The sequence below is a fragment of the Streptomyces sp. NPDC056224 genome (assembly GCF_042267665.1).
Taxonomy (GTDB): Bacteria; Actinomycetota; Actinomycetes; order Streptomycetales; family Streptomycetaceae; genus Streptomyces.
The window spans coordinates 40,788-62,601 of sequence record NZ_JBHJTK010000016.1; the positions used below are offsets into that span (position 1 = coordinate 40,788).

The 21,814-nt window shown below is 71.6% G+C and carries 24 protein-coding genes; 22 read left to right on the forward strand and 2 right to left on the reverse strand.

Going from position 1 to position 21,814, the window contains the following annotated elements:
• The first annotated feature begins 155 nt into the window (after nucleotides 1-155).
• Both ffh and ftsH read left to right on the forward strand, forming a co-directional pair.
• Nucleotides 156-1,739: a signal recognition particle protein gene (ffh, locus tag ACFCZ1_RS20105; RefSeq protein WP_376679618.1), complete on the forward strand. Its 1,584-nt coding sequence runs from the start codon at nucleotides 156-158 to the stop codon at nucleotides 1,737-1,739.
• A gap of 128 nt (nucleotides 1,740-1,867) precedes the next feature.
• Nucleotides 1,868-3,802, forward strand: coding sequence for an ATP-dependent zinc metalloprotease FtsH (gene ftsH / locus ACFCZ1_RS20110; RefSeq protein ID WP_376679619.1), 1,935 nt, complete (start codon nucleotides 1,868-1,870; stop codon nucleotides 3,800-3,802).
• A gap of 10 nt (nucleotides 3,803-3,812) precedes the next feature.
• Here the strand turns inward: ftsH and ACFCZ1_RS20115 are convergent, their stop codons facing one another.
• Nucleotides 3,813-4,499 carry a methyltransferase type 11 gene (locus tag ACFCZ1_RS20115; protein ID WP_376679620.1) on the reverse strand — a complete coding sequence of 229 codons (687 nt, stop codon included), beginning with the start codon at nucleotides 4,497-4,499 and terminating at the stop codon, nucleotides 3,813-3,815.
• A gap of 131 nt (nucleotides 4,500-4,630) precedes the next feature.
• Between ACFCZ1_RS20115 and proS the strand changes: the two genes are divergently transcribed.
• The 18 genes from proS (at nucleotide 4,631) to ACFCZ1_RS20205 (ending at nucleotide 19,177) form a co-directional block, all read left to right on the forward strand.
• The gene (gene proS / locus ACFCZ1_RS20120) at nucleotides 4,631-6,043 is read left to right on the forward strand and encodes a proline--tRNA ligase (protein ID WP_376679621.1); all 1,413 of its coding nucleotides are present in this window, start codon (nucleotides 4,631-4,633) and stop codon (nucleotides 6,041-6,043) included.
• A 199-nt stretch (nucleotides 6,044-6,242) separates the two neighbouring features.
• Nucleotides 6,243-6,839, forward strand: coding sequence for a hypothetical protein (locus ACFCZ1_RS20125; protein ID WP_376679622.1), 597 nt, complete (start codon nucleotides 6,243-6,245; stop codon nucleotides 6,837-6,839).
• A 285-nt stretch (nucleotides 6,840-7,124) separates the two neighbouring features.
• The gene (gene rpsP, locus ACFCZ1_RS20130; RefSeq protein WP_030386406.1) at nucleotides 7,125-7,565 is read left to right on the forward strand and encodes a 30S ribosomal protein S16; all 441 of its coding nucleotides are present in this window, start codon (nucleotides 7,125-7,127) and stop codon (nucleotides 7,563-7,565) included.
• 2 nt (nucleotides 7,566-7,567) lie between these two features.
• A complete protein-coding gene (locus ACFCZ1_RS20135; protein WP_007266827.1) occupies nucleotides 7,568-7,807 on the forward strand; it encodes an RNA-binding protein in 240 nt (79 codons plus the stop codon).
• Nucleotides 7,808-7,902: 95 nt separating this feature from the next.
• Complete coding sequence (gene rimM / locus ACFCZ1_RS20140; protein WP_376679623.1) at nucleotides 7,903-8,463, forward strand: ribosome maturation factor RimM; 561 nt, start codon at nucleotides 7,903-7,905, stop codon at nucleotides 8,461-8,463.
• A complete protein-coding gene (gene trmD, locus ACFCZ1_RS20145) occupies nucleotides 8,463-9,284 on the forward strand; it encodes a tRNA (guanosine(37)-N1)-methyltransferase TrmD (RefSeq protein ID WP_376679624.1) in 822 nt (273 codons plus the stop codon). Before rimM ends, trmD begins: the two co-directional genes overlap by 1 nt.
• A gap of 133 nt (nucleotides 9,285-9,417) precedes the next feature.
• Nucleotides 9,418-9,768, forward strand: coding sequence for a 50S ribosomal protein L19 (gene rplS, locus ACFCZ1_RS20150; RefSeq protein WP_376679625.1), 351 nt, complete (start codon nucleotides 9,418-9,420; stop codon nucleotides 9,766-9,768).
• 44 nt (nucleotides 9,769-9,812) lie between these two features.
• Complete coding sequence (lepB, locus tag ACFCZ1_RS20155) at nucleotides 9,813-10,556, forward strand: signal peptidase I (protein WP_376679626.1); 744 nt, start codon at nucleotides 9,813-9,815, stop codon at nucleotides 10,554-10,556.
• The gene (gene lepB, locus ACFCZ1_RS20160; RefSeq protein ID WP_376679627.1) at nucleotides 10,549-11,448 is read left to right on the forward strand and encodes a signal peptidase I; all 900 of its coding nucleotides are present in this window, start codon (nucleotides 10,549-10,551) and stop codon (nucleotides 11,446-11,448) included. The genes lepB (ACFCZ1_RS20155) and lepB (ACFCZ1_RS20160) overlap by 8 nt, the downstream gene beginning before the upstream one ends.
• 112 nt (nucleotides 11,449-11,560) lie before the next feature.
• A complete protein-coding gene (gene lepB, locus ACFCZ1_RS20165) occupies nucleotides 11,561-12,457 on the forward strand; it encodes a signal peptidase I (RefSeq protein WP_376679628.1) in 897 nt (298 codons plus the stop codon).
• A 42-nt stretch (nucleotides 12,458-12,499) separates the two neighbouring features.
• Nucleotides 12,500-13,282: a signal peptidase I gene (gene lepB / locus ACFCZ1_RS20170; RefSeq protein WP_376679629.1), complete on the forward strand. Its 783-nt coding sequence runs from the start codon at nucleotides 12,500-12,502 to the stop codon at nucleotides 13,280-13,282.
• Nucleotides 13,272-13,778 (forward strand): NUDIX hydrolase, encoded by a 507-nt coding sequence (locus ACFCZ1_RS20175; protein ID WP_376679630.1) that lies wholly within the window; start codon nucleotides 13,272-13,274, stop codon nucleotides 13,776-13,778. Before lepB (ACFCZ1_RS20170) ends, ACFCZ1_RS20175 begins: the two co-directional genes overlap by 11 nt.
• A 55-nt stretch (nucleotides 13,779-13,833) precedes the next feature.
• Nucleotides 13,834-14,142: a DUF2469 domain-containing protein gene (locus ACFCZ1_RS20180; protein ID WP_055510545.1), complete on the forward strand. Its 309-nt coding sequence runs from the start codon at nucleotides 13,834-13,836 to the stop codon at nucleotides 14,140-14,142.
• 123 nt (nucleotides 14,143-14,265) lie between these two features.
• On the forward strand, nucleotides 14,266-14,637 hold the full coding sequence (locus ACFCZ1_RS20185) for a YraN family protein (RefSeq protein ID WP_376679631.1): 372 nt from the start codon (nucleotides 14,266-14,268) through the stop codon (nucleotides 14,635-14,637).
• Complete coding sequence (locus tag ACFCZ1_RS20190) at nucleotides 14,637-16,259, forward strand: YifB family Mg chelatase-like AAA ATPase (RefSeq protein ID WP_376679632.1); 1,623 nt, start codon at nucleotides 14,637-14,639, stop codon at nucleotides 16,257-16,259. Before ACFCZ1_RS20185 ends, ACFCZ1_RS20190 begins: the two co-directional genes overlap by 1 nt.
• Nucleotides 16,256-17,521 carry a DNA-processing protein DprA gene (dprA, locus tag ACFCZ1_RS20195; RefSeq protein WP_376679633.1) on the forward strand — a complete coding sequence of 422 codons (1,266 nt, stop codon included), beginning with the start codon at nucleotides 16,256-16,258 and terminating at the stop codon, nucleotides 17,519-17,521. Before ACFCZ1_RS20190 ends, dprA begins: the two co-directional genes overlap by 4 nt.
• 209 nt (nucleotides 17,522-17,730) lie before the next feature.
• Nucleotides 17,731-18,567 carry an RNA polymerase sigma factor WhiG gene (whiG, locus tag ACFCZ1_RS20200; protein ID WP_376679634.1) on the forward strand — a complete coding sequence of 279 codons (837 nt, stop codon included), beginning with the start codon at nucleotides 17,731-17,733 and terminating at the stop codon, nucleotides 18,565-18,567.
• A gap of 52 nt (nucleotides 18,568-18,619) precedes the next feature.
• Nucleotides 18,620-19,177 (forward strand): TetR/AcrR family transcriptional regulator, encoded by a 558-nt coding sequence (locus tag ACFCZ1_RS20205; RefSeq protein ID WP_376679705.1) that lies wholly within the window; start codon nucleotides 18,620-18,622, stop codon nucleotides 19,175-19,177.
• A gap of 27 nt (nucleotides 19,178-19,204) precedes the next feature.
• On the opposite strand, the gene ACFCZ1_RS20210 is transcribed toward ACFCZ1_RS20205, so the two are convergent.
• Entirely contained in the window at nucleotides 19,205-19,666 is a 462-nt protein-coding gene (locus tag ACFCZ1_RS20210; RefSeq protein WP_376679635.1) for a murein hydrolase activator EnvC family protein, read from the reverse strand.
• Between the two features lie 249 nt (nucleotides 19,667-19,915).
• Here ACFCZ1_RS20210 and rpsB point away from each other — a divergent pair, with 249 nt between their 5' ends.
• Both rpsB and tsf read left to right on the forward strand, forming a co-directional pair.
• Nucleotides 19,916-20,818, forward strand: a complete 903-nt coding sequence (gene rpsB, locus ACFCZ1_RS20215; RefSeq protein WP_376679636.1) for a 30S ribosomal protein S2 — start codon at nucleotides 19,916-19,918, stop codon at nucleotides 20,816-20,818.
• Nucleotides 20,819-20,953: 135 nt separating this feature from the next.
• Nucleotides 20,954-21,790, forward strand: a complete 837-nt coding sequence (gene tsf, locus ACFCZ1_RS20220) for a translation elongation factor Ts (protein ID WP_376679637.1) — start codon at nucleotides 20,954-20,956, stop codon at nucleotides 21,788-21,790.
• Nucleotides 21,791-21,814: the final 24 nt, after the last annotated feature.

The window sequence follows — 21,814 nt, forward strand, 5'->3', positions numbered from 1 at the left end:
TCGCCCCCACGGCGATTGCGGCCCCATCGGCGTTCCGGGCCCCGGATCCGGGGGCGGAGCCCCGGGAAAAGCTGCCCGCAGGGCCGGGCCGGTGGCGCGGCCCGATACCCTGGGGGACGACCACAACGCCCCCGACCCGAGGAATCGCGACCACCGTGTTCGATACGCTCTCCGACCGCTTGGCGAATACCTTCAAGGGCCTGCGCGGCAAAGGCCGGCTGTCCGAGGCTGACATCGACTCCGCGGCCCGGGAAATCCGTATCGCCCTCCTCGAGGCCGACGTCGCCCTGCCGGTCGTCCGCTCCTTCATCGCGAACGTCAAGGAGAGGGCCCGCGGCGAGGAGGTCAGCAAGGCGCTGAACCCCGGCCAGCAGGTCCTCAAGATCGTCAACGACGAGCTCGTGACGATCCTCGGCGGCGAGACCCGGCGGCTGCGCTTCGCCAAGACCGCCCCCACCGTGATCATGCTGGCCGGTCTCCAGGGTGCCGGTAAGACCACCCTCGCCGGCAAGCTCGGCCTCTGGCTCAAGGGGCAGGGCCACACCCCGCTCCTCGTCGCCTGCGACCTCCAGCGGCCCAACGCCGTCAACCAGCTCTCCGTCGTCGCCGACCGCGCGGGCGTGGCCTTCTACGGCCCCCAGCCCGGCAACGGCGTCGGCGACCCGGTCCAGGTCGCGAAGGACTCCGTCGAGTACGCGCGGACCAAGCAGCACGACATCGTCATCGTCGACACCGCCGGCCGCCTCGGCATCGACGCCGAGCTGATGCAGCAGGCCGCGGACATCCGTGACGCCGTCAGCCCCGACGAGATCCTCTTCGTCGTCGACGCCATGATCGGCCAGGACGCGGTCAACACCGCCGAGGCCTTCCGCGACGGCGTCGGCTTCGACGGCGTCGTGCTCTCCAAGCTCGACGGCGACGCCCGCGGTGGTGCCGCGCTCTCCATCGCGCACGTCACCGGCAAGCAGATCATGTTCGCCTCGAACGGCGAGAAGCTCGACGAGTTCGACGCCTTCCACCCGGACCGCATGGCCGGCCGGATCCTCGACATGGGTGACATGCTCACCCTCATCGAGCAGGCCGAGAAGACCTTCTCGCAGGCCGAGGCCGAGAAGATGGCGGCCAAGCTCGCCAAGGGCCCCAAGGAGTTCACGCTCGACGACTTCCTGGCCCAGATGGAGCAGGTCCGCAAGATGGGCTCCATCTCCAAGCTGCTCGGCATGCTGCCCGGCATGGGGCAGATCAAGGACCAGATCAACAACATCGACGAGCGCGACGTGGACCGCACCGCCGCGATCATCAAGTCGATGACCCCGGCCGAGCGCCAGGACCCGACGATCATCAACGGCTCGCGCCGTGCCCGTATCGCCAAGGGCTCCGGCACCGAGGTCAGCGCCGTCAAGTCGCTCGTGGAGCGGTTCTTCGACGCCCGCAAGATGATGTCCCGTATGGCTCAGGGCGGCGGCATGCCCGGGATGCCCGGCATCCCCGGGATGGGCGGTGGCCCCGGCCGGCAGAAGAAGCAGGTCAAGCAGGCCAAGGGCAAGCGCAAGAGCGGTAACCCGATGAAGCGCAAGGAAGAGGAGGCCGCGGCCGCGGCCCGCCGCGAGCAGGGCCCGCAGGCGATCGAGCCCGCGGCCGGCGCCAACCCCTTCGGGCTTCCCGCGGGCGGCGGTCAGCAGGGTCGGTCCGCCGATGAGTTCGACCTTCCGGACGAGTTCAAGAAGTTCATGAAGTAAGACGCGCGCGGGTACGCGGGCGTGGGCCCCGGCTGTGTTCGCACAGCCGGGGCCTTCTGCTTCCTGCGGGGGCAACGTACGGGTTTGTCGCTTATGGTCGGCCGGGAGGACGGCAGAAGGAGACGCCCGTGCCCAGCCCCAGCTCCGTACCGCCGCGCGACCGGGCCGACACGCCCTGGCGCTCGGAGGGCGCGCCGCCCGCCCCCGCCCCGAAGAAGCGGATGCCGGGCTGGCGGTGGCTGATCCTCGCCGCCCTGATCGTCTACCTGATCACCAACCTGGTGCTGTCCTTCTTCAACGAGGGCGACGAGCCGACGATCTCGTACACCGAGTTCAGCAAGCAGGTCGCCAACGGCAACGTCTCGAAGATCTACGCCAAGGGCGACGCCATCCAGGGCCAGCTGAAGGCCGCGCAGCCGCTGCCCGACGGGGACAAGGGCGACTACACCAAGTTCGTCAGTCAGCGGCCGGCCTTCGCCGACGACGACCTGTGGGCCGAGCTCACCAGGCAGAACGTGACCGTGACGGCCTCCCCGGTAGTGGAGCAGCGCAGCTTCCTGGCCAATCTGCTGCTCTCCCTCGCCCCGATACTGCTGCTCGTCCTGCTGTGGGTCTACTTCTCCCGCCGCATGAGCGCGGGGCCGGGCGGCATGGGCGGGCTGGGCCGCAAGGCCCCGCCCAGGCCGGTGGAGCACGTGGAGGGCGCCAAGCGCACCACCTTCGAGGACGTGGCCGGCATCGACGAGGTCGCGGGGGAGCTGAACGACGTCGTCGACTTCCTCAAGAACCCGCAGAACTACCGGAGGATGGGTGCCCGGATGCCCGGCGGCGTCCTGCTGTCCGGACCACCCGGCACCGGGAAGACCCTGCTGGCGCGTGCGGTCGCGGGCGAGGCCGGGGTCCCGTTCTTCTCCGCCTCGGCCTCCGAGTTCGTCGAGATGATCGTCGGCGTGGGAGCCTCCCGGGTCCGCGAGCTGTTCACGGAGGCGCGCAAAGTGGCCCCCGCGATCATCTTCATCGACGAGATCGACACCATCGGCCGGGTGCGGGGCGGCGGCGCGGCGATGGGCGGCCACGACGAGCGCGAGCAGACCCTCAACCAGATCCTCACCGAGATGGACGGCTTCTCGGGTTCGGAGGGCGTCGTCGTACTGGCCGCCACCAACCGGGCCGACGTCCTGGACCCCGCCCTGACCCGCCCCGGCCGCTTCGACCGCACGGTGGTCGTCTCACCGCCCGACCGGGGCGGCCGCGAGGCCATCCTGCGCATCCACACGCGGGACATCCCGCTCGCCGAGGGCGTCGACCTGGCCCAGGTGGCCCGCACCACCCCCGGAATGACCGGCGCCGAACTGGCCAACCTGGCCAACGAGGCCGCGCTGCTGGCCGTCAAACGGCAGCAGGACCAGGTCACCCAGTCCGACCTGTCGGACGCTCTGGAGAAGGTCCAGCTCGGCGCGGAACGGTCCCTGGTGATGCCGCTGGAGGAGCGCCGCCGTACGGCCTACCACGAGAGCGGCCACGCCCTGCTGGGCATGCTCCAGCCCGGCGCCGACCCCGTCCGCAAGATCACCATCGTCCCCCGCGGCCGCGCGCTCGGCGTCACCCTCTCGACTCCGGACGCGGACCGGTACGCGTACACCGAGGAGTACCTCCGCGGCCGCATCATCGGCGCCCTGGGCGGCATGGCGGCCGAGCACACCGTCTACGACGTGATCACCACGGGCGCGGAGAACGACCTCGAACAGGTCACCAACATCGTCCGCGGCATGGTGGGCCGCTGGGGCATGAGCGACCGCGTCGGAAAGCTCACCGCGATCCCCTCCGACGGCCAGGGCCCGTACGGCCTGTCCGCGGCGCCCGCCACCCTCGACGTGGTCGACCACGAGATGCGGCGGATCGTGGACGAGTGCTACGAGGAGGCCTGCCGGCTGCTGCGCGAGCACCGGCCGCAGCTCGACGCCCTGGCCGAGGCCCTGCTCGCCGCCGAGACCCTGGACGAAGCGGCCGCCTACGCCGCCGCCGGGATCCCGCGCCCGGCCAAGGGGCACGGCCCGGAGTGAAGGGCCCCGGTCACGCCACCCGGGCGATCACGTACCGGAAGATGTTCGGCAGCCACACCGCCCCGTCGGGTCGCTCGAACGGGTGAAGGGCCTCGGCGAGTTCCTTCTCCGCGAGCGCGGGATCGGCCGCGCCGTCGAAGAGCCCCGTCGACAGCAGCCCGCGCACGGCGCTGTCCACATCCGCGTACCCGAACGGGCAGAACACCCGCCCCGACCCGTCCGGCCGCATCCCGGCCCGTTCCACGAGCGCGTCCAGGTCCTGGGGCGCGGGTCCGCCGCCCAGGACCGCCGGCACCGTGCACCGCTCCGCCGGACCCCAGTCGGCCAGCACCACCGCCCCGCCGCGCCGGACCGCGGGCAGCGCCCGGGCCAGCTCCGCCGGGGCCGGCGAGAAGGCCAGCAGGGCGTCGTACGGGCCGGCCGCGACCGGTACCGCAGGCGGAGCCGCCAGCACCTCCAGCAGCCGTTCACGGGCCAGTGCCCGCCGTGCCGGATCCGCCTCCACCCCCGTGGCCACGGCTCCCCTCCCGGCTGCGAGCAGCAGGGGCAGCCCGGCCCCGCAGCCGAGGTTCAGCAGCCGGTCCCCCGGCCCGATCTCCAGCCGGTCGTAGACCGCCTCGTACAGCGGTACCAGCATCCGTTCCTGGATCTCCGCCCAGTCCCGGGCGACGAGTGTCGGCGTCGGCGTCGGTGTCATCGAAAGAGCGCTCCTGATTCCATGTCGCCCCCTTGCCCCCGTTGACAGAGAACTCCCCATCGGCCCCCGCGTCCAGAGGAGCGTGCCACCCGATTCACGCATCGAGCGCCGGGCGCCGTACCATTCGCGCCATGGCAAAGGCACCCGTTCTCACCCCGCAGGCGGAGGATTTCCCCCGCTGGTACCAGGATCTGATCAACAAGGCCGAGCTGGCCGACAACGGTCCGGTCCGAGGCACCATGGTCATCCGGCCGTACGGCTACGGCCTGTGGGAGCGGATGCAGCAGGAGATGGACGCGCGCATCAAGGACGCGGGCGCCCAGAACGCGTACTTCCCGCTCTTCATCCCGCAGTCGTACCTGACGAAGGAGGCGGAGCACGTCGAGGGCTTCGCCCCCGAGCTCGCGGTCGTCACGCACGGCGGCGGCAAGGAGCTGGAAGAGCCGGTCGTCGTCCGGCCCACCTCCGAGACGATCATCAACGACTACTTCTCCAAGTGGGTCCAGAGCTACCGCGACCTGCCCCTGCTGATCAACCAGTGGGCCAACGTGGTCCGCTGGGAGATGCGCCCGCGCGTGTTCCTGCGCACGAGCGAGTTCCTGTGGCAGGAGGGCCACACGGCCCACGCCACCTACGAGGACGCCCGTGACTACGCCTCCCGCATCCACACGGACGTGTACGGCGACTTCATGACGAACGTGCTCGGCATCGACGTCGTGCTCGGCCGCAAGACCGCCAAGGAGCGCTTCGCCGGCGCCATCAACACCCTCACCCTCGAGGGCATGATGGGCGACGGCAAGGCCCTGCAGCTGGGCACGAGCCACGAGCTCGGCACCAACTTCGCCAAGGCCTTCAACACGCAGTACCTGTCGAAGGAAGGCAAGCAGGAGCTCGTCTGGCAGACCTCGTGGGGCGTCTCGACGCGCATGGTCGGCGGCCTGATCATGTCCCACGGAGACGACAACGGCCTGCGGGTCCCGCCGCGCCTGGCCCACGTCCAGGTCGTCGTCATGGCGATCAAGGGCGACGAGGCCGTCGCCAAGGTCCGTGAGCTCGGCGCCCAGCTGAAGGCCGCGGGCATCCGCGTGCAGGTCGACGACCGCGTGGACACCCCCTTCGGCCGCCGCGCCGTGGACTGGGAGCTCAAGGGCGTACCGGTCCGCATCGAGATCGGCCCCCGCGACCTGGAGGCCGGCACCGCGATGCTGGCCCGCCGGATCCCGGGCGGGAAGACCCCGGTGCAGATCGACGCGCTCGCCGACCTGCTGCCCAAGGTGCTCGAGGAGGACCAGGCGCAGCTGCTGCGCGAGTCCCGCGAGCGCCGCGAGGCCCGCACGTCGGACGTCTCGACCATCGAAGAGGCCGCCGAGGCCGCCATCGCCGGCGGCTGGGCGCGCATCCCGTGGGCGGACCTCGGCCCGGAGGGCGAGGCGAAGCTGGCCGAGCAGGCCGTCTCCGTGCGCTGCCTGATCGCCGCCGACGGGTCGGTTCCGGAGACGGACGACGCCCCCGGGACGCTCGCGATCGTCGCGCGCTCCTACTGAGTGACTCCTGCGCCCCGGCGCACGGCCCGTGCCGTGCGCCGGGGCTGACGCTTTCCGGTCGTCATTACGTACCGACTCATCCTGGGATCGACGCACCCGTCCTCGTCAGGACGCATGAGGCTGAACTGACTGGTACGTGCAAAAAATTTGGAATGGCCCGGAATCGGAACACCGGGGCACCCCGGCTCGTTGTCACGACGTGAGCACGACACCCCCTGTTCTCGCCGCAGAGCTGGCGCAGGCGTGGGCCGATATTCAGCGGTACCACCCCGAGCTGCCTGACCTTGCCGCGCCCGAGTCCCTGATCGGAGAGTCCTCGTCCGCCTGCGGCGCCGAGCTCTCCTTCGAGCGACTGCTGCACGAGGCAGTCCACGGCATCGCCGCCGCCCGCGGAGTCCGCGACACCTCGCGCGCCGGCCGCTACCACAACCGCAGATTCCTCGCGATCGCCGAGGAGATGGGGCTGGACCACTCCGAAGAGCCGCACGCCAGCAGCGGCTTCTCGCTGGTCACGCTCAACCCCGAGGCGAAGCGGCGCTACCGCCCCACGATGGAGCGGCTCCAGCGCGCGCTGAAGGCCCACAGGGCCGCCACGGCCGCGGACACCAAGCGCAGCTTCCGCGGACCGGCCGCCCGGCACGGCTCGTCCGGCGGCGGCGTGCGCGTCAAGGCGGTCTGCGACTGCGGGCGCAACGTGCGGGTGGTCCCCTCCGTGCTCGCCCAGGCGCCGATCGTGTGCGGCGGCTGCATGAAGCCCTTCCGCATCCCCGAGGTGGCCATCGCGGCGGCCTCCTGACCGTCGGGGCCGGCCCGCGCCGACACCCCGGCGGGCCCAGCCGTGCCACTGCGGCGGCGGCCGAAGCCGGGGCCGCGGTCAGTCGCGCCCGCAGGGCGGGCGGGGTGGATGCACCCCGCCCGGCTGAGCACGCGGCAGGCGTATGGCACAATGGCTAGCTGTACTCGACAGTCGCATAGGACCCCTCTCTCCTCCGGCTGACGCGTCCATCGGGCACCCGAGTACCGCAACCCCACGTGGCATCTCATGTGCCCAACCACGTCAAGTTCAGGAGACACCACTCCAGTGGCAGTCAAGATCAAGCTCAAGCGCCTCGGCAAGATTCGCCAGCCGCACTACCGCATCGTCGTCGCCGACGCCCGCACCCGCCGGGACGGTCGCGCGATCGAGGAGATCGGTATCTACCACCCGACCTACAACCCGTCGCGCATCGAGGTCAACGCCGAGCGTGCGCAGTACTGGCTGTCCGTCGGTGCCCAGCCCACCGAGGCTGTGCTCGCCATCCTGAAGCTGACCGGTGACTGGCAGGCCCACAAGGGTCTCCCCGCCCCCGCGCCGCTCCTGCAGCCGGAGACGAAGGAGAGCAAGCGTCGCTCCTTCGACGAGTTCGCCAAGGCCCTCGAGGGCATCGGCGAGGGCAAGGGCGAGGCCATCACGCAGAAGGCCAAGAAGGCCGACAAGAAGGCGGACGAGGCTGAGGCCGCCGCCGAGTCGACCGAGGCCTGATCATGCTCGAGGAGGCTCTTGAGCACCTCGTGAAGGGCATTGTGGACAATCCCGACGACGTGCAGGTCGCCTCGCGCAACCTGCGCCGCGGGCAGGTGCTCGAGGTCCGGGTCCACCCCGACGACCTCGGCAAGGTGATCGGCCGCAACGGCCGCACCGCGCGTGCTCTGCGTACCGTCGTGGGCGCCATCGGCGGCCGGGGCATCCGCGTCGACCTCGTCGACGTGGACCAGGTCCGCTGAGACCGGGTCCATTGCAAGAGTGATCACCGGCACGGGCCGGGGAGGGCATACGTGCCCGCCCCGGCCCGTCGTCGTCTGAACAGGAGAGACACACAGTGGAGCTGGTAGTCGCGCGGATCGGCCGCGCCCACGGCATCAAGGGCGAGGTCACCGTCGAGGTGCGCACCGACGAGCCGGAACTGCGGCTCAGTCCCGGCGCCGTGCTCAAGACGGAGCCCGCGTCGGCGGGACCGCTGACCGTCGAGACGGGCCGGGTGCACAGCGGCAGGCTGCTGCTCCGCTTCGCGGGCGTCAAGGACCGCACCGGCGCCGAGGCGCTGCGCAACATCCTGCTGATCGCGGAGGTGGACCCGGCGGAGCTGCCGGAGGAGCCGGACGAGTACTACGACCACCAGCTGATGGACCTGGACGTGGTCCTCGCCGACGGCACCGAGATCGGCCGGATCACCGAGATCTCCCACCTGCCCTCGCAGGACCTCTTCATCGTCGAGCGGCCGGACGGCTCCGAGGTGATGATCCCCTTCGTCGAGGAGATCGTCGCCGAGATCGACCTGGAGGAGCAGCGCTGTGTCATCACCCCGCCGCCGGGCCTGATCGACGAGCGCGAAGCGATCATCGACTCGACCCGTGACGAGGACTCCGGGGAAGAGGCCTGATGCGTCTCGACGTCGTCACGATCTTCCCCGAGTACCTGGAGCCGCTGAACGTCTCCCTCGTCGGCAAGGCCCGCGCCCGCGGCCAGCTCGACGTGCACGTCCACGACCTGCGGGACTGGACGTACGACCGCCACAACACCGTCGACGACACCCCGTACGGCGGCGGCCCCGGCATGGTCATGAAGACCGAACCGTGGGGCGAGGCCCTGGACGCGGCGCTGGCCGACGGCTACGAGGCGGGCGCGCACGGGCCCGTCATGGTCGTCCCCACCCCCAGCGGCCGGCCGTTCACCCAGGAACTGGCCGTCGAGCTCTCCGAGCGGCCCTGGCTGATCTTCACACCGGCCCGGTACGAGGGCATCGACCGCCGCGTCATGGACGAGTACGCCACGCGCATGCCGGTGTACGAGGTCTCCATCGGCGACTACGTCCTGGCGGGCGGCGAGGCCGCCGTGCTCGTCGTCACCGAGGCCGTGGCCCGGCTGCTGCCGGGCGTGCTCGGCAACGCCGAATCGCACCGCGACGACTCCTTCGCGCCCGGCGAGATGGCCAATCTGCTGGAGGGGCCCGTCTACACGAAGCCGCCCGAGTGGCGCGGCCGGGGCATTCCCGAGGTGCTGGTCAGCGGCCACCACGGGAAGATCGCCCGCTGGCGGCGGGACGAGGCCTTCCGGCGGACCGCGCGGAACCGCCCCGACCTGATCGAGCGCTGCGAGGCCTCCGCCTTCGACAAGAAGGACCGGGAGATCCTCTCCATCCTGGGCTGGAAGCCGTCGGCCGACGGCCGATTTTGGCGCAGGCCCCCGGCCGTGGAAGAATAGGCGGCTGCTGTGTGCTCGCGGACGCCCCTGCCACAGGGGGACCGTCGCCCGCCGGGTTCCACGGCTCCCGAATTCTCTACGGAAACCCGCACTGGCGACCTGTGGCGTCATGCGAAGAAAGCAGACGAAGAACATGTCTCACCTGCTCGACGGCGTCAACGCCGCCACGCTCCGCTCGGACGTCCCGGCCTTCCGCCCGGGTGACACGATCAACGTGCACGTCCGCGTGATCGAGGGCAACCGCTCCCGTATCCAGCAGTTCAAGGGTGTCGTCATCCGCCGCCAGGGCGCCGGTGTCTCCGAGACCTTCACCGTTCGCAAGGTCTCCTTCAGCGTCGGTGTGGAGCGTACCTTCCCGGTCCACTCCCCGATCTTCGAGAAGATCGAGCTCGTCACCCGCGGTGACGTGCGCCGCGCCAAGCTGTACTACCTCCGTGAGCTCCGCGGCAAGGCCGCGAAGATCAAGGAGAAGCGCGACAACTGAGGTCCCCTACGGGGTCCCGGGGCGGCCGGATAGGCTCGCCCCCGATGGACACCGAAGCACCTCACACGCAGCGCGGCCACTCTTCCCCTCGCGAAGGGGAGGGGCGGTCGCGTTGTGCGTTTCCGTGGTCGCGGACGCGGCGGCAGCGGCCGGCCTGGCGGCTGACGTGGCGGCGGGCCGGTGTGCTCGGCGTGCTCTGCACCGTCTTCCTGCTCCTGCTCAGCAACTTCGTGGTGCAGCCCTTCCTGATTCCGAGCCGCTCGATGGAGCCGACGCTCAAGGTCGGGGACCGGGTGCTGGTCGACAAGCTGGCGTACCGTTTCGGCGATCAGCCCCGCCGCGGGGACCTGGTGGTCTTCGACGGCACGGGGTCCTTCGTACGGGAGCGTCCCGCGGGCCGTCCGGTCGGGGAGGCCCTGCACGGCGCGGCCTCGGCGCTCGGGCTCGCGGAGCCGTCCGACACCGACTTCGTCAAGCGGGTCGTGGGCGTCGGCGGGGACGACGTGGTGTGCTGCGACGCGGGCGGACGCGTCAAGGTCAACGGCGTCCCGCTGGAGGAGCCGTACCTGTATCCGGGTGACGCGCCCTCGAAGGTGCCCTTCCGGATCGTCGTTCCGGTTGGGACCCTGTGGGTGATGGGTGACCACCGTTCCCAGTCCCGGGACTCGCGGGACCACCTGGGAGAACCGGGCGGGGGGATGGTGCCGGTGGAGAAAGTGATCGGGCGGGCCGCGTGGATCGGCTGGCCCGTCTCGCGCTGGGGCACGACCGGGGGCGGGCATGGGTAGCCGCGGGCGGCCGCGCGGCCGGCGCAGGAGCGGGCCCGACTGGGAATCCGACTGGGAAGCCGAGTGGGAACCCGAGCCGCAGCCGGAACCCGAGCCGGAGCCCGTCCCCGTGGTGGAGGGCGGCCGGGCCGAGCGCCGCAGACTGGCCCGCCGCGTGCGGCGGCGCCGCCGCACGCGCCGGGCCGGTGAGCTGCCCCTGCTGGTGGTCGTCGCGCTGTGCATCGCCCTGGTCCTCAAGACCTTCCTGGTGCAGGCCTTCTTCATCCCGTCGGGCTCGATGGAGCAGACCATCCGGATCGGCGACCGGGTGCTGGTCGACAAGCTGACCCCGTGGTTCGGCTCCAAGGTGGAGCGCGGCGACGTCGTCGTGTTCAAGGACCCCGGCGGCTGGCTCAAGGGCGAGGCCGCGCGGCCCGCCCCCGCCCCGGTCGGCGTCAAGCAGATCAAGCAGACGCTCACCTTCATCGGGCTGCTGCCCTCCGCCGATGAGCAGGACCTGATCAAGCGCGTCATCGGCGTCGGCGGGGACACCGTCGTGTGCTGCGACGCCAGGGGCCGGGTCACCGTCAACGGCTCGCCGCTCGATGAGCCGTACGTGAACGAGGGCAACACGCCCTCGGACATCCGCTTCGAGGTGCAGGTGCCGCCGGGCCGGCTCTTCGTCATGGGCGACCACCGGGCGAATTCGGCCGACTCCCGCTTCCACCTCGACGAGGCCTTCGACGGGACCATCGACGAGAACGGGGTCGTGGGGGAGGCCGTGGTCATCGCCTGGCCCTTCGGGCACTGGCGCCGGCTGGAGACGCCCGCCACCTTCCGGATGGTGCCCGATCAGGCGCGCCGCGAGGAGCGCGTGCGACGTCGTCGACGACGGGGCCCGCCGTTCGCATAGTGTGTCCTGGGTCTCCCGCGCCTTAGGGAACTCCCGCTCGTTAAGGGAGGGGAGGGCCCGTTTCCGATCCGGAGCGGGCGTGGATCCGAGCGAGGGAGTGGATGTGGGGGATGTGGCGGTAGGCGCACGTTCCGGACGCGACGAGGGCGAGGAGCGGCCGGAGGACGCCGTCGAGCGCGAGGCCGAGGACGACGGTACCGCGGCGCGCCCGCAGCGCTCGTTCTGGAAGGAGCTTCCGCTCCTGATCGGTATCGCCCTGCTGCTGGCCCTGCTGATCAAGACCTTCCTGGTCCAGGCGTTCTCGATCCCGTCCGACTCGATGCAGGACACCCTGCAGCGGGGGGACCGGGTGCTGGTGGACAAGCTGACCCCGTGGTTCGGCTCCGAGCCCGAGCGCGGCGAGGTCGTCGTCTTCCACGACCCCGCGAACTGGCTGTCCGGAGAGCCCACCCCGGAGCCGAACCTCGCCCAGCAGATCCTCAGCAAGATCGGCCTGATGCCGGACGCCGCCGAGAAGGACCTGATCAAGCGGACCATCGCCATCGGCGGGGACACGGTCGAGTGCAAGAAGGGGGGACCGGTCGTCGTCAACGGCAAGAAGCTCGACGAGCCGTACATCTACCCCGGCAACACCCCGTGCGACGACGCCCCGTTCGGCCCGATCACCGTGCCCAAGGGCAAGATCTGGGTGATGGGCGACCACCGGCAGAACTCCCAGGACTCCCGCTACCACATGCAGGACTCCACCCAGGGCTTCGTGCCGGTCGACAAGGTCGTCGGGCGGGCCGTGGTGGTCGCGTGGCCGATCACCCGCTGGTCCACCCTGCCGATCCCGGACACCTTCGACCAGCCGGGCATCGGCAACCAGACCAAGGCCGCCGCGCTCGGTCTCGGTGCCTCCGGGCTCGCGCCGGCGGGGCTCGGCCCGGCCGCGCTGGGACTCACCGGCGTTGTGCCGCTCGTCATGTGGCGCCGCCGGAGGCTGACTGGCGGACGTACCGCCGGGTAGGGTGCCGCCCAGGTCGACGATCTCCGACGTGGGGGCGCTGCAATGGGCGGAACACAGGCAATACGCAGTGGCAAGGGCGGCCACGGTGGTCTCGGCAACGTGTTGTCGGGCATCGCCGTGGCCGTCGGCTTCGCGCTCTTCCTCGGCGGTTTCGTGTGGGGGGCGCTCGTCTACCAGCCCTACACCGTGCCCACCGACTCGATGATGCCCACCGTGGTGCCCGGGGACCGGGTCCTGGCGCAGCGCATCGACGGCGGTGAGGTGCGGCGCGGGGACGTGGTCATCTTTACTGATTCCATGTGGAGCGATTCGCCCATGGTCAAGCGGGTCGTCGGCATCGGCGGCGACACCGTGAAGTGCTGCGGCGCCGCCGGCGAGCTCACCGTGAACGGCACCGCCCTCGACGAGCCCTACATCGACGCCACCGCGGCCGACCCGGGGCTGCCCATGCCCCCCGGTCAGGGCCCCGCCCCCGGCACGCCGTTCGAGGTGACCGTGCCGGAGGGCAACCTCTTCCTGATGGGCGACCGCCGGAACGCCTCCCTGGACTCCCGGGCGCATCTCCAGGAGGCCGGACAGGGCACCGTTCCCCGGTCGGCCGTCAGCGCCCGCGTCGACGCGCTCGCCTGGCCCTCCGTGAAGATGCTGGAGCGGCCGTCGACGTACGCCGGGCTGCCCGGCGGGGTCTCCCGGCCCGGGCCGCTGCGGCTCCAGCTGGCGGCGGTGGTGGCGGGCGCCGCCCTGGTGGTGCTGGGGGCCGCGTACGGGCCGCTCGTACGGGTCCTCGGGCGCGGGCGGCGGCGGGAGCGGGCCGGTGCCCGCTGAAGCGGCGCCCGCGCCGGGCCCCCGGAAGGTGTCGCGGGTGATCCTGCTGGACCCCGCGGACCGCATCCTGTTGCTGCACGGCTTCGAACCGGAGGATCCCGCGGACCACTGGTGGTTCACCCCGGGCGGCGGGCTGGAGGGCGACGAGAGCCGGGAGGACGCCGCGCTGCGGGAGCTCGCGGAGGAGACGGGGATCACACAGGTCGAACTGGGGCCCGTGCTGTGGCACCGGTACTGCTCGTTCCCCTTCGACGGCCGCCGCTGGGAGCAGGACGAGTGGTACTTCCTGGCCCGTACCGCCCAGACGGCGACCGTGACGGGCGGCCTCACCGAGCTGGAGCGACGCAGCGTCACCGGAGCCAGGTGGTGGACCTCCGAGGAACTTCTCGCGGCCCATGAGACGGTGTACCCGACCAGACTCGCCGAGCTGCTCCGGACGCTGCTCGACGACGGTCCTCCGGGTGCGCCGGTGGTCCTGGCCCCGGAAATCGTTTAGGGGCGCAGGGGCCTGGCGCACAATAGGGGGACGCACGGCTGAAGGGGAACATGCCATGAGTGCCGAGGACCTCGAAAAGTACGAGACCGAGATGGAGCTGAAGCTCTATCGGGAGTACCGCGACGTCGTCGGGCTGTTCAAGTACGTGATCGAGACCGAACGTCGTTTCTACCTCACCAACGACTACGAGATGCAGGTGCACTCGGTCCAGGGGGAGGTCTTCTTCGAGGTCTCCATGGCCGACGCGTGGGTCTGGGACATGTACCGGCCGGCCCGGTTCGTCAAGCAGGTGCGGGTGCTGACCTTCAAGGACGTGAACATCGAGGAGCTCAACAAGAGCGACCTCGAACTGCCGAGCAGCTGAGTTTCCTCCGTCGTGTTTCCTCCGTCGTACGGGTGACCGGGTTGTCCACAACGGCGGAGTTGTCCACCAAGATCCACACGGTGGGCGGGGGCGCGCGATCGTCGGTACCGGAGGTGGTGCCGGATGAACGCGAAGGGCGTGGCACAGCAGGCATTGGGGCGGTACGGCGAGGAACTCGCGGCCCGGCGGCTGACCGAGGCCGGGATGACCGTGATCGCGCGGAACTGGCGGTGCCGCGGCGGGGAGATCGACATCGTCGCCCGGGACGGTGACGCCCTCGTGGTGTGCGAGGTGAAGACCCGCCGGGCGGGAGACTTCGAGCATCCCATGGCCGCCTTACGGGCGGGCAAGGCCGCGCGCTTGCGGACGCTCGCCGAGCGCTGGCTCGCCGACCACGGCGGACCACCCCCGGGCGGGGTGCGCATCGACCTCGTCGGAGTCCTGCTGCCGCGGCGCGGTGCGCCCTTGGTGGAGCACGTCAGGGGGGCGGCCTGATGGGGTTCGCCCGAGCCTGTTCGGTGGCCCTGGTGGGCGTCGACGGCGTGGTGGTGGAGGTCCAGGCGGACCTGGAGCCCGGGGTCGCGGCCTTCACCCTGGTGGGACTGCCCGACAAGACGCTGGTGGAGAGCCGGGACCGGGTGCGGGCCGCCGTGGTCAACTCGGGCGCGGCGTGGCCGCAGAAGAAGCTCACGGTCGGGCTCAGCCCGGCTTCCGTACCGAAGGGCGGATCGGGCTTCGACCTCGCGGTGGCCGCCGCGGTCCTCGGCGCCGCGGAGGTGGTGGACCCGGCCGCGATCACCGACCTCGTGCTCATCGGGGAGCTCGGCCTGGACGGCCGGGTGCGGCCGGTCCGGGGGATCCTCCCGGCGGTGCTCGCGGCGGCCGAGGCCGGCTACCGGCAGGTGGTGGTGCCTCAGCAGTGCGCGGCCGAGGCCACACTCGTGCCGGACGTCTCGGTGCTCGGGGTGCGCAGCCTGCGCCAGCTCATCGCCGTACTGACCGACGGCGTGGTCCCCGAGGAGGAACCCCCCGACCCGCCGGGCCGCCCCGATCCGATGCTGGCCGGCCTGGTCCTGCCGGGCGCGGGCCTGGGGACGGGCCTGTCGGGCACCTCCGGCGGCTGGGAGGGAATGGACCTCGCAGACGTCGCCGGGCAGCGACCCGCGCGGCGGGGCCTGGAGGTCGCCGCGGCCGGGGGGCACCACATCCTGCTGAGCGGTCCGCCCGGGGCCGGCAAGACGCTGCTGGCCGAGCGGCTGCCGGGCATCATGCCCCCGCTCACCCGACAGGAGTCCCTGGAGGTCACGGCCGTCCACTCGGTCGCCGGGATCCTCCCGCCCGGCGAACCGCTGGTGACCGTCCCGCCCTACTGCGCCCCGCACCACTCGGCGACGATGCAGGCCCTGGTCGGAGGCGGCAGCGGGCTGCCGAGACCCGGGGCGGTATCGCTGGCCCACAAAGGGGTTCTCTTCCTCGACGAGGCACCCGAGTTCCGCCCCCAGGTGCTGGACGCGCTGAGACAGCCCCTCGAATCGGGGCACATCGTGGTGGCCCGGGCCGCCGGCGTGGTGCGCCTGCCCGCCCGGTTCCTGATGGTTCTCGCAGCCAATCCCTGCCCCTGCGGACGGCACACCCTGCACGGGGCCGGATGCGACTGCGCGCCCTCGTCGATCAGGCGGTACCAGGCACGGTTGTCCGGGCCCCTGCTGGACCGCGTCGACCTGCGCATCGAGGTCGAGCCCGTCACCCGGTCCGACCTGCTCGGCCTCAGCGGACGGGGGGAGACCAGCGACACCGTGGCCGAGCGGGTCGCCCTGGCCCGGGCGCGGGCGGCCCACCGGCTCGGCGACACCCCCTGGCGGATCAACTCCGAGGTCCCCGGGCGGGAGCTGCGCACACGCTGGCAGCCCGCCCCGGGTGCGCTGGCACAGGCCGAGAGGGATCTGGAGCGCGGGCTGCTCACCGCGCGCGGGCTGGACCGGGTCCTCAGGGTCGCCTGGACCGTTGCCGACCTGCGGGGGCGGGACCGGCCCGAGGCGCTGGACGTGGCCGTCGCCCTGGAACTGCGCACCGGAATCGCCCGTGGGGTGCCCCTGGCGGCGGGGGCCGGGTCATGACCGGGGCCGAGACGGGGACCGGGGCCGGGGGCGAGACGGGGGCCGGGTCCGGGGCCGGGGCCGTGGCCGGGGGCGGGGGCGAGGAAGGGGATCGGGAGTGGGAACGGGAACGGCTGGCGCGGGCCGCGCTGACGCGGGTGCTGGAGCCCGGCGAGGAGCGGGGCGGGCGGTGGCTGCGGGAGTACGGGGCGGTCGGGCTGATGCGGATGCTGACCGGGCCGGGGGCGAAGGCGGGCGCTCCCGCGGGGGTGGGGGCCGAGCGGCTCGCGGGGTACCGCAGACGGGCGGCGCTGGCCGACCCCCGGCGGGACCTGGAGCTGGCCGCCGGGTCGGGGGGCCGGTTCGTGTGCCCCGGCTCGGCGGAGTGGCCGACCCAGCTCGACGACCTCGGTGACGCGCGGCCCGTCGGGCTGTGGCTGCGGGGCCGGCCGAACCTGCGGACCTGGGCGCTGCGCTCGGTCGCCGTGGTGGGGGCCCGGGCCTGCACCCCGTACGGCGCGCACATGGCCCAGGCCCTGGCCGCCGGGCTCGCGGAGCGCGGCTGGGTCGTGGTCTCGGGGGCCGCGTACGGGATCGACGCCGCGGCGCACCGAGGGGCCCTCGCCTCGGGCGGCGCCACCGCCGCGGTGCTGGCCTGCGGGGTGGACGTCGCCTATCCCCGCGGACACGCCGGGCTCCTCGGCCGGATCGCCGGGCAGGGACTGGTCCTGGGCGAGCTGCCGCCCGGGAGCCATCCGACACCCAGCCGGTTCGTCCTGCGCAACCGGGTCATCGCGGCCCTCACCCGCGGCACCGTGGTCGTGGAGGCCGCCCACCGCAGCGGTTCCCTGGTCACAGCCCGGCGGGCCCAGCAGCTCGGGAGGTTCACGATAGGTGTCCCGGGCCCCGCCACCAGCGGGCTCTCGGCCGGGGTGCACGAACTGCTGCGGGGCGAGGCCGTGCTCGTCACCGACGCGGCGGAGGTGGCGGAACTGGTCGGCTCCATCGGGGAGCTGGCCCCCGAGCGGCGCGGCCCGGTGCTCGCCAGGGATCTGCTGGACCCGGACACGGCCCGCGTGCTCGAAGCACTGCCGGCCGGCCGCCCGGTCCACGTGGAGGAAGTGTCACTTGCCTCCGGCAACGGCGCCGATGAAGTCATCGGCAGACTGTACGAACTTCACTCTCTGGGGTTCGTCGAACGGCAGGGCGACGGCTGGCAGTTGAGCGGACGAACACCTGAAGGAGGCACACAAACCGGAACCGTCCGGCGAGGCGGTCGTTGACCTGGAGCGTTCCGGTGAAAGAGTGAAACCGATGAGAGACGCGGTCCTCCCGGTGGCAGTTGCCGGGACCGTGCGCCAGGCGCCGGTCCCGGGTCGCCCGCGCGAGCCGGGTCGCTCCTGCGCCCCCGTGCGATCCCGTACTCTTCGCGCACCGCGACACTCCCGTCACGCTACGCTCCCAAGGAATCCCGCTCCGGCAAAGGCGAAGCATGCCCCAGCACACCTCAGGGTCCGACCGCGCTGCGGTGCCCCCCGCTGCCCGAGGCAGCGGGCGGTCCACCGCGCCCTCGTCCCTGGAGGTGCTCTGGCGCTCGTACAAGGAGTCCGGTGACGAGCGGCTGCGGGAGCAGCTGATCCTGCACTACTCGCCGCTGGTCAAGTACGTCGCGGGCCGTGTCAGCGTGGGCCTGCCGCCCAATGTGGAACAGGCCGACTTCGTCTCCTCCGGCGTCTTCGGCCTGATCGACGCCATCGAGAAGTTCGACATCGACCGGTCGATCAAGTTCGAGACCTACGCCATCACCCGGATCCGCGGCGCGATGATCGACGAACTGCGGGCGCTGGACTGGATCCCGCGCTCGGTGCGGCAGAAGGCACGGGCCGTGGAGCGGGCCTACGCCACGCTGGAGGCGCAGCTGCGGCGCACCCCGACGGAGATCGAGGTGGCCGCGGAGATGGGGATCGGGGTGGAGGATCTCCACACGGTCTTCAGCCAGTTGTCCCTGGCCAACGTGGTCGCCCTGGAGGAGCTGCTGCACGTCGGCGGGGAGGGCGGCGACCGCCTCTCGCTGATGGACACGCTGGAGGACACCGCCGCCGACAACCCGGTGGCGGTGGCGGAGGACCGGGAGTTGCGGCGCCTGCTGGCGCGGGCCATCAACACCCTGCCCGAGCGGGAGAAGACGGTGGTCACCCTCTACTACTACGAGGGGCTCACGCTGGCCGAGATCGGCAACGTGCTGGGCGTCACCGAGAGCCGGGTCAGCCAGATCCACACCAAGTCCGTGCTGCAACTGCGGGCGAAGCTCGCGGATGTGGGGCGGTGAGCTTGCGGCACCTCCGTAGAGTGGACGTGTGCCCAGGATTCGAGCGGCCTCCGTGGCCGAGCACCGGTCGATGCAGCGCGGCGCCCTCTTGGACGCCGCACGCTCCCTGTTGTCCGAAGGCGGGACGGAGGCGCTGACCTTCCCCGCCCTCGCGGAGCGGACCGGGCTCGCCCGGTCCTCCGTTTACGAGTACTTCCGCTCCCGCGCGGCCGTGGTCGAAGAGCTGTGCACGGTGGACTTCCCCGTCTGGGCCGCCGAGATCGAGGCCGCGATGGAGCAGGCCGAATCGCCCGAGGCCAAGATCGAGGCCTATGTGCGGAGCCAGCTGGGGCTGGTCGGCGACCGGCGGCACCGCGCGGTCGTGGCGATCTCCGCGAGCGAGCTGGACGCCGGGGCGCGGGAGAAGATCCGTGCGGCCCACGGGGGTCTGGTGGCGATGATCGTCGAGGCGCTGAGCGCCGCGGGGCAGGCGGAGCCGAGGCTGGCCGCCATGCTGCTGCAAGGGGTCGTGGACGCCGCCGTCCGGCGGATCGAGCTCGGGGCCGCCGAGGATCCGGACGTCGTGACGGAGACGGCCGTCGCCATGGCCCTGCGGGGCGCGCGGGGCTGAGGCCCCGCGTCCGGCCTCCCTCCCGTCTCACCCCCCGCCGGGGTCCGGCAGGAGGCGGGGCGTCGGGCGGGGGAGCAGGGCGAGCGGGTTGAGGTAGGCCTCGCCCGCCAGCAGGCCCCAGTGCAGGCACGGGGCCGGACAGTGGGAGCCCTCGGTCAGGACCGCCACCACCTGGCCCGCCGCGACCTGCTCACCCTCCGAGACCAGCGGGCGCACCGGCTCGTACGTCGTGCGCAGTCCGTTCGGCAGGGCGATCGAGAGGACCCCGCGGCCGGCGACCGGGCCCGCGTGGTGGACCCGGCCGGCGGCGACCGCGCGGAGCTCGGCGCCCACCGGCGCGGACAGGTCCACCCCCCGGTGGCCGGCGGCGTAAGGGGTCGGGGGCGGGTCCCACCACCGGGCCACCGAGAGCGGCGCGGGCAGGGGCCGGACCCCGGGAACGGCCGCCTGGACCAGGGTCAGCAGCAGGCTGAGCAACAGTGTCGTCATGGTCTGAAGGGTCCCGGGCCACGCCGTCACGCGCGCGGCCCTGTGGACGGACCGGCCGATGTGGACGACGGCGTCACCCGGCATACCGCCGGGTCCCGTACACTTCTTGTGGCGATCCGGGTCACCGGGTCGACTTCGCACGCCCCAGCACCAAGCCGAAACGGCCAGGTGACAGCGTCTCTCGGTCCCCGATGGGGGCAGGGCGCGGCGGGGCGTCAGGAACCAAACCGAGAAACCAAGGAGATGGCCATGGCCGTCGTCACGATGCGGGAGCTGCTGGAAAGCGGCGTCCACTTCGGTCACCAGACCCGCCGTTGGAACCCGAAGATGAAGCGCTTCATCTTCACGGAGCGCAACGGCATCTACATCATCGACCTGCTGCAGTCGCTGTCGTACATCGACCGCGCCTACGAGTTCGTGAAGGAGACCGTCGCGCACGGTGGCTCCATCATGTTCGTCGGTACCAAGAAGCAGGCCCAGGAGGCCATCGCCGAGCAGGCGACGCGCGTTGGTATGCCGTACGTCAACCAGCGGTGGCTGGGTGGCATGCTCACCAACTTCTCCACCGTCTACAAGCGCCTCCAGCGTCTGAAGGAGCTTGAGGCGATCGACTTCGAGGACGTCGCCGCCTCGGGTCTCACCAAGAAGGAGCTCCTGGTCCTCTCCCGCGAGAAGACCAAGCTGGAGAAGACCCTCGGTGGTATCCGCGAGATGTCGAAGGTCCCCAGCGCCGTCTGGATCGTCGACACCAAGAAGGAGCACATCGCCGTCGGTGAGGCGCGCAAGCTCCACATCCCGGTCGTCGCGATCCTCGACACCAACTGTGACCCCGACGAGGTCGACTACAAGATCCCGGGCAACGACGACGCGATCCGCTCCGTCACCCTGCTCACCCGCGTGATCGCCGACGCCGTCGCCGAGGGCCTCATCGCCCGCTCCGGCGCTGCGACCGGCGACTCGAAGCCGGGCGAGAAGGCCGCCGCCGAGCCGCTCGCCGAGTGGGAGCGCGACCTGCTCGAGGGTGACAAGAAGGCCGACGTCGCCGAGGCCGCTCCGGCCGAGGCCGCCGCCGAGGCCCCGGCCGCCGAGGCCGCTGAGGCCCCGGCCGCCGAGGCCGCTGAGGCCCCGGCCGCCGACGCCGAGCAGGCCTGACCCACTGAGAGCGCCCGGCGTTCACGCGCCGGGCACTCACAGCACGGACGATGACGGCGGGGGAGCCGCGCCCACGGCGCGGCGCCTCCGCCGTTCACCCGTAGATCTACGACTTCGAGAGAGAATCACAGACTCATGGCGAACTACACCGCCGCTGACGTCAAGAAGCTCCGCGAGCTCACCGGCGCCGGCATGCTGGACTGCAAGAACGCGCTGGTCGAGGCTGACGGCGACGTCGAGAAGGCCCAGGAGGCCCTCCGCATCAAGGGTCAGAAGGGCGTCGCCAAGCGCGAGGGCCGTTCTGCCGAGAACGGTGCCGTCGTCTCCCTGATCGCCGATGACAACACCTCCGGTGTGCTCGTCGAGCTGAAGTGCGAGACGGACTTCGTCGCCAAGGGCGAGAAGTTCCTGGCCGTCGCCAACCAGCTGGCCGCGCACGTCGCCGCCACCTCCCCGGCCGACATCGAGGCGCTGCTCGCGTCCGAGATCGAGCCCGGCAAGACCGTCACGGCCTTCGTGGACGAGGCGAACGCCAACCTCGGCGAGAAGATCGTCCTGGACCGCTTCGCGCAGTTCTCCGGCGCCTACGTGGCGTCGTACATGCACCGCACGATGCCCGACCTGCCGTTCCAGATCGGTGTCCTGGTCGAGCTCGACAAGGAGAACGCCGAGGTCGCCCGCGGCATCGCGCAGCACATCGCGGCGTTCGCCCCGCAGTGGCTCTCCAAGGAAGACGTTCCGGCCGAGAAGGTCGAGTCCGAGCGTCGCATCGCCGAAGAGGTCACCCGCGCGGAGGGCAAGCCCGAGGCCGCCCTGCCGAAGATCGTCGAGGGTCGCATCAACGGCTTCTTCAGGGACGCCACCCTGCTGGGCCAGGCGTACGCTCTCGACAACAAGAAGTCCGTCCAGAAGGTTCTGGACGAGGCCGGTGTCACCCTGAAGCGCTTCAGCCGCATCAAGGTCGGCATCTGAGTCCGTCCGTACGCGAACGGACAC